At 74.7% G+C, this 9,831-nt stretch carries 8 protein-coding genes and 1 pseudogene; 6 read left to right on the top strand and 3 right to left on the bottom strand.

Going from position 1 to position 9,831, the window contains the following annotated elements; translation table 11 throughout:
- The 3 genes and pseudogenes from WD341_RS11675 to WD341_RS11665 all read right to left on the bottom strand — a co-directional run.
- Positions 1–931, bottom strand: a pseudogene (locus tag WD341_RS11675) (6-hydroxynicotinate reductase); the annotation flags it as partial.
- A complete protein-coding gene (locus tag WD341_RS11670; RefSeq protein WP_368425631.1) occupies positions 924–3,695 on the bottom strand; it encodes a molybdopterin-dependent oxidoreductase in 2,772 nt (923 codons plus the stop codon). The gene WD341_RS11670 and the pseudogene WD341_RS11675, both read right to left, overlap by 8 nt.
- Positions 3,692–4,576 carry a xanthine dehydrogenase family protein subunit M gene (locus WD341_RS11665; protein ID WP_368425630.1) on the bottom strand — a complete coding sequence of 295 codons (885 nt, stop codon included), beginning with the start codon at positions 4,574–4,576 and terminating at the stop codon, positions 3,692–3,694. The genes WD341_RS11670 and WD341_RS11665 overlap by 4 nt, the downstream gene beginning before the upstream one ends.
- A 196-nt stretch (positions 4,577–4,772) precedes the next feature.
- Between WD341_RS11665 and rsgA the strand changes: the two genes are divergently transcribed.
- From rsgA to WD341_RS11635, 6 genes are all read left to right on the top strand, one after another.
- On the top strand, positions 4,773–5,807 hold the full coding sequence (gene rsgA / locus WD341_RS11660) for a ribosome small subunit-dependent GTPase A (protein ID WP_368425629.1): 1,035 nt from the start codon (positions 4,773–4,775) through the stop codon (positions 5,805–5,807).
- A gap of 377 nt (positions 5,808–6,184) precedes the next feature.
- Positions 6,185–6,472, top strand: a complete 288-nt coding sequence (locus tag WD341_RS11655; RefSeq protein ID WP_368425628.1) for a DUF2282 domain-containing protein — start codon at positions 6,185–6,187, stop codon at positions 6,470–6,472.
- A 31-nt stretch (positions 6,473–6,503) separates the two neighbouring features.
- On the top strand, positions 6,504–7,400 hold the full coding sequence (locus WD341_RS11650) for a DUF692 domain-containing protein (protein ID WP_368425627.1): 897 nt from the start codon (positions 6,504–6,506) through the stop codon (positions 7,398–7,400).
- Positions 7,390–8,202 carry a putative DNA-binding domain-containing protein gene (locus WD341_RS11645; protein WP_368425626.1) on the top strand — a complete coding sequence of 271 codons (813 nt, stop codon included), beginning with the start codon at positions 7,390–7,392 and terminating at the stop codon, positions 8,200–8,202. Before WD341_RS11650 ends, WD341_RS11645 begins: the two co-directional genes overlap by 11 nt.
- Positions 8,203–8,242: 40 nt before the next feature.
- Positions 8,243–8,740 carry a DoxX family protein gene (locus tag WD341_RS11640; protein WP_368425625.1) on the top strand — a complete coding sequence of 166 codons (498 nt, stop codon included), beginning with the start codon at positions 8,243–8,245 and terminating at the stop codon, positions 8,738–8,740.
- 57 nt (positions 8,741–8,797) lie between these two features.
- Positions 8,798–9,826, top strand: a complete 1,029-nt coding sequence (locus WD341_RS11635) for an isopenicillin N synthase family dioxygenase (RefSeq protein ID WP_368425624.1) — start codon at positions 8,798–8,800, stop codon at positions 9,824–9,826.
- Positions 9,827–9,831 lie beyond the last annotated feature (5 nt).

Below are 9,831 nucleotides of genomic sequence, written 5' to 3'. Positions count from 1 at the left end.
TGCCGCCCCAGCCGCTGCCCGGCTCGGCGACCTGGAAGTAGCGGCCCGGCGTCGAGCGGCGGCCGCGCACGCGGATTCCGGCCGGCGGCATGTCGAGGCAGCGCCCGGCCTGGTGCTCGGTCAGCACGCCGGTGATGTGGTCGTCGACGACGATGACCTCGTCGACCTCGCCGTGCCACTGCTGGGCGAAGATGCCCAGCGTCGCGGAGCCGCAGCCGACGCGCATGCGCTCCTCGGCGTGGCCGTCGACGACCGGCGCCCGGCCGGCCTGCACGACCACCCTCGAGCCGCCGTCGACGCTCAGCTCGACCGGCTCGCCGCTGCACAGGGCGAGCATGGTCCGGCAGGTCGCGTTGCCCTCCTTCTTGCTGCCGCCGGTCAGGTGGCGCACGCCGCCGAGCGAGAGCATCTGGGAGCCGTACTCGGCCGTGGTGACGTGGCCGACCGCCTCGCCGTCGGCGCGCACCGTCGCGGTCTCGGGGCCGAGGTGGCGGTCGGTGTCGATCTTCACCTTGACGCCGCAGTAGCTGAAGATGCCCTCGGTCACGACGGTGACGGTGTCGAGACCCTGGTACTGCGAGGCGACCAGGAAGGGCGCCGGCTTGTAGTCGGGATAGGTCGTGCCGCTGCCGATGCCGGTGACGAAGGTCTCGGCCTGCTTCAGGATGCGGCCGTCCCATTCGCGGTCGCCGTCCGGCCCGCCCTGGAAGGGGACCAGCTCGCCGCCGGCCTCGGCGACGCGCTGGGTCAGCACCAGCGGGTCGGTGCGGGTCAGCAGGCCTTCCAGGTTGGCGTAGCGGCCGCAGGCGCCGGCCTTGCCCGGCCGGATCCGGCACAGCACCGGGCAGGCGTCGCAGCGCACGATGCCCTCGGTGCCCTCCCGGGCGCCGAACTTCTGGTTCACGGGTGCGCCCGGTGCGCCGTTAGCCATGGCCGGCCTCCCTGATGAGCGCGCGCAGGCGGTGCGGCAGGGCCGGCGCCTGGCGCACGACGACGCCGGTCGCGTGGCGGATCGCGCCGAAGATCGCCGGCGCTGTCGGCACCAGCGCCGGCTCGCCGATGCCCTTGGCGCCGTAGGGGCCGAGCGGCTCGGGGTCCTCGACCAGGTGGATCTCGATCTCCGGGACGTCGCCGGCCGAGGGGATCAGGTAGTCGTGCAGGTTCTCGCTGCGGCCGGGCAGGTACTCCTCCATCAGGGCGAGGCCGATGCCCTGGGCGATGCCGCCCTGGATCTGGCCCTCGACCAGCAGCGGGTTGACCGCCCGCCCGACGTCGTGGGCGGCGACGATGCGATGCAGCCGCACGGTGCCGAGGTCGAGGTCGACCGAGAGGTCGGCGAGCTGGGCGGCGAAGCCGTAGGTCGCGTAGGGCGTGCCCTGACCCTTGTCGTCGAGCGGCGTCGTCGGCGGGTCGAAGCGGCCCCGGCCCTCCAGGTCGGCCTCCAGCCGGTCGAGCGCGATGCTGCGGACATGGCCGCCTTCGCGGACCTCGAGGGTGCCGCCGCCGAGCGCCAGCGTCGCATCGGGGCCGGCGTTGGCGAGGCGCAGGATCTGCGCGCGCAGATCCTGCCCCGCGAGCTCGGCGGCCTTGCCCGAGACGAAGGTCTGGCGCGAGGCCGACGTCTTGCCGGCGTCGGGCGTCAGGTCGGTGTCGCCGACGACCTGGCGGAAGGCCGCGACCGGCAGGCCGAGCGCATCGGCGCAAATCTGCAGCATCACCGTGGCCGAGCCCTGGCCGATGTCGACGGCGCCGTTGTAGAGCGTCAGGCCGCCCTGCCGGTCGAGCAGGAGGCGCATCTCCGAGGGGTTGGCCAGGGCCGTATTGCCGATGCCGTACCACATGCAGGCGACGCCGACGCCGCGCCGGCTGCGGCCGCGGGTCTCGGCGTTGAAGGACTCCGCCTCGCGCCGCAGGGCCTGCCAGCGCGGCCGCAGGCGCTCCAGGCATTCGGCGAGGCCGGCGGAATGCTCCAGCACCTGGCCGGTCGCCGTCGCCTGGCCGGGCCGGATCGCGTTCAGGTGCCGGATCTCGAGCGGGTCGAGGCCGAGCTGCGCGGCCAGGTCGTCGAGCAGGCACTCGTGGGCGATCGCCGCCTGCGGCACCCCGAAGCCGCGGAAGGCGCCGGCCGGCGGCCCGTTGCTGTAGAGCGCGCGGCTGACCACCCGGACGTTCGGCAGGTGGTAGGGGCCGCTGGCATGGACCGGCACGCGCCCGGCCACGGTCGGTCCCCAGGAGGCGTAGGCGCCGGTGTCGAAGTCGCCCTCGAAGTCGAGCGCGAGCAGACGGCCCTCGCCGTCGGCGGCGGCGCGCGCCGCGATCTCGGACGGATGGCGCTTGGTCGTGGAGGCCATCGACTCGGTGCGGCTGTAGGCCGTCCGGACCGCCCGCTCCAGCACCCAGGCCGCGACCGCCAGCAGCGGCTGGAAGGAAATGTCGAGCTTGCCGCCGAAGCCGCCGCCGCAGGCGCTCGGCCGGATCCGCACGGCCTCCGGCGCCAGGCCGAGCACGCGGGCGATCTCGTCGCGGTCCATGTAGGGGGTCTGCGTGCAGCCGTAGACCTCCAGGCGATCGCCGTGGCGCTCGGCATAGCCGGCCTCGGGCTCGAGGTAGGCGTGCTCGACGAAGCCGGTGCGCCAGGTGCCGGCAGCGACCGCTGCGGCCCCTGCGAAGGCCGTCTCCGGATCGCCCTTCTCGACGAAGCCGCGGATCAGCTCGTTGCCGGCGGCGAAGTCGTGGATCTGCGGCGCCCCGGGCGCCCGGGCCGCTGCGCAGCCGACGACCGGCTCCTCGGGGTGCCAGGTGATCGGGATCGCGGCCGCCGGGATCGCCTCGACCGTCGCGCGGTCGCCGACCAGGGCCAGGACGGCCTCGCCGCGGTAGCGCACGAAGCCCTCGGCGAATACCGGCTGGTCCTTGAGATGCGGATAGATGCCGAAGGAATTCTCGCCCGGCACGTCGGCGGCGCCCAGCACCCGCACCAGGCCGGGCCAGGCCGCCAGCAGGGGCGCCAGGTCGCCGACCTCGAAGCGGGCGCGCGCGTGCGGCGAGCGGATCGCGCGCAGCCACAGGGCATCCGCCGGGGCGCTGTCGGCGCCGAAGCGCTCGGCACCGGTCAGCTTGTCGGGGCCGTCGGCGCGCGGCAGGCGCCGGCCGACTTCGGGGCCGACTTCGGTGTCCTCGAAGGGCAGGTTGCTATCCGCCGGCAGGTGCGGGGCCGCGACCACGGCCTCGACGATCTTGCGGTAGCCGGTGCAGCGGCAGAGCACGCCGCCCAGCGCCTCCTCGGCCTCGGCCGCGCTCGGCTCGGGCACGCGGGCCAGCAGGTCGCTGGCGGCCATCAGCATGCCCGGCGTGCAGATGCCGCACTGCGCCGCGCCGTGGAGGTGGAAGGCCCGCTGCAGCCGGGACAGCCGGCCGTCCTCCGCCAGGCCCTCGACGGTCGTCACGCAGCGGCCGGCGGCCTGCGCGAGCGGCACCAGGCAGGCGCAGACCTGGCGGTCGTCGAGCAGCACCGTGCAGGCGCCGCAGTCGCCGGCGTCGCAGCCGACCTTGGTGCCGGTGAGGCCCAGCCCGTCGCGCAGCACCGTGCTGAGGCGCGCGAAGGGACCGGCCTCGAGGGCGACCGCTCGGCCATTGACGGTGAGCGTCACCGACCCGGCGGCGGTCGGGGCGCCGAGGCCGCTGTCGGGGCTCATGCCGCCGGCTCCAGCAGGTCGCCGGCCGGCGGCTCGCCGGCCAGCGCCGCGAGCGACCGGCGCACCAGCGTCACGGCCGCCTCGGCTCGGTAGGCGGCGCTGGCGCGCGCGTCGTCGATCGGCACCAGCCCGTCCAGATACCGGGCCTCCACGGCCTCGGCGAGGCCTGCGTCGCAGGGCCGGCCGACCAGCGCCGCCTCGAGCGTCGGCAGGCGCCGCGCCGCCGCGGAGCAGCTGCCGACGGCGATTCGCGCCGCCGCGACCCGTCCGTCCTCGACCTCCAGGGTCGCGGCGACCATGACGATCGAGATCACCAGGTAGCGCCGGGCCCCGAGCTTGAGGAAGGTCGAGCGCGCCACCGCCGCCGGCTTCGGGATCTCCAGCGCCACCACCAGCTCGTCGGGGCGGCGCGCGGTGCTGCGGTTGCCGAGGAGGAAGTCGGCGAGGGGCAGGCGCCGGCGGCCGGACAGGCTGGCCAGCTCGACGGCCGCATCCAGCGCCAGCAGCGCCGGCATGCCGTCGGCCGCCGGGGAGGCGTTGCAGAGGTTGCCGGCCAGGGTGCCGCGGTTCTGGATCTGGCGGCCGCCGACCTCACGGGCCGCGAGCCGCAGCCCCTCGAACCAGGCGGGCAGGCCGGCCTCGATCGTCTCGGTCCAGGTCGTCAGCGCGCCCAGGCGCCAGCAGGCCGCGCGCTCCTCGATGCCGCGCAGCTCGGCGAGCGCGGAGATGTCGAGCAGGTCGAGGTCGGGGGCCTGGTTCCAGGCGGCGAGGTTGGCCTGGGCGGGGTAGAGGTCGGTGCCGCCGGCCAGCGGCGTCAGGCGCCGGGCCGCCAAGGCCTCGAGGGCCCCGGCGAGCGCGTCAGGGCGCAGGTAGACCCCCATGCCGTCTCCCGATCCAGACCGCCGGCCGCGGTATCCCGAGCGACCCGCTCCGCCGACGATGCGCTGGATTGGAGCGGAAGCGGCGAGCCGGTGTCAAGCGCGCGCCGGATGGCACAAGGGTCGGTCGGCACAAGAGCATGACCGGCGCCGCCGCGGCGGCGTAGGATGGCGCTCCGCTTCACCTCGAGGACAGCCGTTGGCCGAGCACAGGCGTCACCAGGGGCGCACCCCGCGCCATCGCGGGCGCGGCCGCCCGTCGGGCGCAGCACCCGACGGCGGTGCCGTCGCCGCGGAGCCGGGCCGGCTGCTCGCGACGGCCGCGGAGCACTGGCCCGCCGACTGCGGGATCGTCGCCGGCGTGTCGCGCAACCGCTGTCTGGTCCTGCTGGGCGGGCAGGCGGTCTCCTGCGCGCTGGCACCCGAGCTGCGTCACCAGGGCCTGAGCCTGGCGGTGGGCGACCGGGTGGCGCTGGAGGCCTCCGGCTCGGAGAGCCGCGTCACCGCGATCCTGCCGCGCCGCAGCGAGCTGGTGCGCCAGCGAGAGGACCGCTCGCGGCGCCTGGCCGCGGGGCAGGGGCGGCAGGTCCTGGCCGCCAACGTCGATCTGGCGGTGGTGGTCGCGGCCAAGCGTAAGCCGCCCTTCCACCCGCGGCTGCTCGACCGCTACCTGGTGATGTGCCGCGCCGGCGGCGTCGATCCGCTGATCTGCCTGAACAAGGCCGACCTGCCGGGGCCGGACCCGGACCTCGGCCTCTACGAGGGGTTGGGCGTGCCCTCGGTCCTGGCCTCGGCCGCGACCGGCCTTGGGCTGCAGGAGCTGCGCCAGCACCTGCGCGGCCGCACCGGCGTCCTGGTCGGGCACAGCGGCGTCGGCAAGTCCTCGCTGCTCAACGCCCTGCTCGGCGAGGAGGCGGCGGTCGTCGGCGAGCTCGGCCGCGAGGGCCGGCGCGGCCGCCACACCACCACGGCTTCCAGCCTGCACGACCTGGGCGAGGGCAGCTGGCTGATCGACTCGCCGGGCATCCGCTCCTGGGGCCTCTCGGAGATCGACCGCGAATCGCTGCGGGACTACTTCCCGGAGTTCGCCGAGCTGGCGCCCGCCTGCCGCTACCGTGACTGCAACCACACGGTCGAGCCCGACTGCGCCGTCCTTGCCGCGGTCGAGGCCGGGGAGATCCCGCGAGCGCGCTACGACAGCTACCGGCGCCTCTACGAGGAGGCGGAGAGCTGACGGCGCCGAGAACCTCAAGAAAGCGGGCATCTCGGCAACAGGGCTGCGCTCGCCGCCGCCGCCAGCGCAGGGTGGCGGAGGTCGTCGCCTCGGGCGGCTTCAGCCGAATCCGCCGCGCCGCGGAGACGCCCGTCGACAGGGTGCTGGAGGCGGGCCTAGTTGCCGCCCCGGCACCTGGTTCAAGCTTTACGGGGCAGGCCGTAAATCACGCAGCCGCGATCTCCAGTGATCACGATCCGGTTACTATAGTTCCAGAAATAACGGCTCTCTCACCCGGTCGTGATCCCGATTGAGGACCATGTGAATTCCGTCCGGGGTCTCCGAGTGTTTAGGTCTGGGGTGTCGCTTCCATCCCTTAGCAGACGGAGAACGGACTCATGAACAAGCTGTCCCTGACCGCCCTCGGCGTTTCGGCCGCCCTCGCCACCGCGATCGCCGGCGCCGCCCTGGCGCCCACCGCCCAGGCCGAGGAGGTCAAGTGCTACGGCGTCGCCAAGGCGGGCGAGAACGACTGTGCCAACCAGGCGGCCGGCCACTCCTGCGCGGGCCAATCAAAGGTCGACTACCACGGCATGGACTTCAAGGCGGTCGAGAAGGCCGCCTGCATGGAGATGGGCGGCAAGGAGGAGCCCTTCGAGGGCGTGAACGACAACGTCAAGTCCTAGTCGGGCGCCAAGCCCGGTCCGGCCCGCCCTCATGCATTCGGCCCCTCCGACGAAGCCCCGCGCGGGCCCGCTTCCGGCCCGCGCGGGGATCGGCCTGCGGCACCGCCACCTGCCCGACTTCCTGCGCGGGCAGCCGGCGGCGGCCTGGCTGGAGGTGCACAGCGAGAACTATCTCGTGGAGGGCGGGCCGCGCCTGGCGCAGCTGGAGCGAATCCGGGCCGACTACCCGCTGTCCTGCCACGGCGTCGGCCTGTCGCTCGGCTCCGCCGAGGGACTGGATCCCGCGCACCTGGCCAGCCTGCGCCAGCTCTACGACCGTTTCGAGCCGGGGCTGGTCTCCGACCACCTGTCCTGGTCGGTGGCCGGCGGCGTCTACGCCAGCGACCTGCTGCCCCTGCCGATGACCGAGGCGGCGCTCGAGGTCGTCGTCGACAACCTGGACCGGGCGCAGGAGGCGCTGGGCCGTCGGCTTGCCGTCGAGAACCCCTCGAACTACGTCGCCTTCGCCGCCTCGACGATCCCCGAGGCCGAGTTCCTGGCCGAGCTGGTGCGCCGCACCGGCTGCGCCCTGTTGCTCGATGTCAACAACCTCTACGTCTGCCGGCACAACCTCGGGCTCGACCCGGCGGCTTGGCTGGCGCGCATCCCCGGCGAGGCGGTCGCCGAGATCCACTTGGCCGGCCACGCGCGCCTGGAGGTCGAGGGCCGGCCGCTGCTGGTCGACGACCACGGCAGCCGCGTCGCCGAGCCGGTCTGGCGGCTCTACGGCGAGGCGCTGCGCCGCCTCGGCCCGCGCCCGACGCTGATCGAATGGGACACGGCCCTGCCGCCGCTGGAGGTCCTGCTGGCCGAGGCCGAGCATGCCCAGGGCTGCCTGGACGCCTGCGCGGCGAGGCCGGCCGCGTGCGAGGCCGCCCATGCCGGCTGACGCCACCACGCTCGAGGGCCTGGTCGCCCTGCAGCGCTCGCTGGTGCGGGCGGTGCACGGCGACCCGGCGGCCTTCGCGGCGAGCGCCGCTCTGCTGGGTGGCGAGGGCGCCGCGGCGGCGGGTATCCCGGCGACGAAGCGCCTGTTCCTGCATCTCAACACGATCGACCACGCGCTCCTCGGCGTGCTGCGCCAGGCCTATCCGGCGACGGCGCGGCTGCTCGGGCCCGAGCGCTTCGCGACAAGGGCGCGCGCCTTCCTGCGGGCCCACCCGCCGCGCCGGCCGCAGCTCTCCGGCTACGGCGCCGGCTTCGAGCGGTTCCTGGCCGAAGCGGAGGAGCCGGCGGAGCTGGCCGGCGTCGCCGCCCTCGACTGGGCGGCGCAGGAGGCCTACCTCGCCGCCGACTGGCCGGCGCTCGGCGCCGCCGGGCTGGCGGCGGTGCCGCAGGAGCGGCACGCCCGGCTGCTTCTGGCGCCAGTGCCCTCGGCGCGGCTGCTGGCGCTGCCGGCTGGGGCCTGGGCGCGCTGGGCGGAAGCGATCGAAAGCTCGACGGTGGTCCTGGTCGTGCCGGGCGGGGCCGCGCGCGCGCCGACCTCCGGCGCCCTGGTCTGGCGGCGCCCCGATCTGTCGGTCGCCGCCCGCCCGCTGTCCGAGGACGAGCGGCTCTGCCTCGCCGCGCTGGCCGAGGGGCGGCCGCTGCTGGAGGCGGCGGCGCAGGGCGCGGATTTCGACCTCGCCGCGCTGCTGACCGACGCCCTCGCGGGCGGCCTGTTTCGCGGCCGGCCGCCGGGCGGCTCGTGACGCCGACACCCCTTCCGTCACCGACCCCACCGGAGTGACCATGAACAAGTTTCTGCGCCTCGGCAGTCGACTCCTCGACCCCGGTCCCGTCGCCCGCTGGCCGCAGCCCGGCCGGGTGCTGGGCGGGCTGGCCCTGCTCGCGCTTCGCCTCTGGCTCGGCTGGGCCTTCCTGAAGACCGGCCTGCACCGGCTCGACAGCTGGAGCAGCCAGCCCTTCCTGTTCCGCTCGGTGCATCCGGTGCCCTTGCTGGAGGCCGAGGTCGCCGCCCTCGTCACCACCGGCGCCGAGCTGCTGCTGCCGGTCGCCCTCATGCTCGGCCTGCTGGCCCGTCCGGCGGCGCTCGGCCTCGCCGTCATGGCCGCGACCATCTACTTCGTCGTCGGGCAGACGCCGGAAGGCCTGGAGAACGGCATCGCCCTGGCCGCCGAGCAGTTCCCCTGGATGGCCGCCGGCCTCCTCGTGGCCGCGCTCGGTGCCGGGCCGCTGTCGCTCGACGCCCTGGTCCGGCCGCGCCTTGTACAGCGCTGGGCGCATTGACCCACGTCCGGCCACGGCGCAGCATGACGGCGCTGAAAACGGGCGGAGAAGCGGGCCATGGCGGAGGACGCGGTGCTGGGAACAGTGCTGTCGGACGAGCTGCGGGGGCGGCGGATCGACTTCGAGGAGGTGCCGCTGGTCGATCTCGCCGCCCTGCTCGACGGCAGCGATCCGCAGGGCGTGGCGCGCGAGGTCGCCGAGGCCTGCGAGCGCGTCGGCTTCCTCTATGTCGTCGGCCACGGCGTGCCCGGGGCGCTGACCGAAGCCGCCTTCGCGCAGGCCAGGGCGCTCTTCGACCTGCCGCTCGAAACCAAGGAGCGCTGGCACATCCGCCGCTCGGCGGCGCACCGCGGCTACATCCCGCTCTACGAGGAGAACACCGACCCGGCCGGCACGGCGGACCGGAAGGAGGCCTTCGACCTCGGCCGCGACCTCGGGCCCGAGGATCCCGACGTGCTGGTCGGCAAGCCGCTGCACGGGCCCAACACCTGGCCCGAGCCGGCGCTGCTGCCGGACTTCCGCCCGACGATCGAGGCCTACGAGGCCGAGATGCAGCGGCTCGCCCGCGACCTGCTGCGCGCTTTCGCCCTCGGCCTCGAGCTGCCGGAACGCTGGTTCGACGACAAGGTCGACCGACCCCTGTCCAACCTGCGCCTGCTGCACTACCCGCCGCAGGCCGGCCGCGTCGAACGCCGCGAGATGGGCTGCGGCGCGCACAGCGACTACGGCTGCCTGACGATCCTGGCCCAGGACGAGGTCGGCGGCCTGCAGCTGCTCAACTCGGCCGGCGATTGGGTCGACGCGCCGCCGGTGGCGGGCGCCTTCGTCGTCAACATCGGCGACCAGATGGCGCGCTGGACCAACGACCGCTTCAAGGCCACCCAGCACCGGGTCGTAAACGTCTCGGGCCGGGAGCGCTACTCGCTGCCCTTCTTTTTCGACCCCAACTACGACACCCGCGTCGAGGCCCTGCCGTCCTGCCTGGCCCCCGGCGAGACGCCGCGCCATGCCCCGGTCCTGGCCGGCGAGTGGCTGGCCCAGCGGCTGTCCGCGACCTTCGCCTACCGCCAGCAGCCGGGCGCCTGAGGCGG

The organism is Tistlia sp., from assembly GCF_040905785.1.
Taxonomy (GTDB): Bacteria; Pseudomonadota; Alphaproteobacteria; order Kiloniellales; family DSM-21159; genus Tistlia.
The sequence above is the reverse complement of the archived record's forward strand: the minus strand, read 5'-3'. Positions and strand labels throughout refer to the sequence as shown.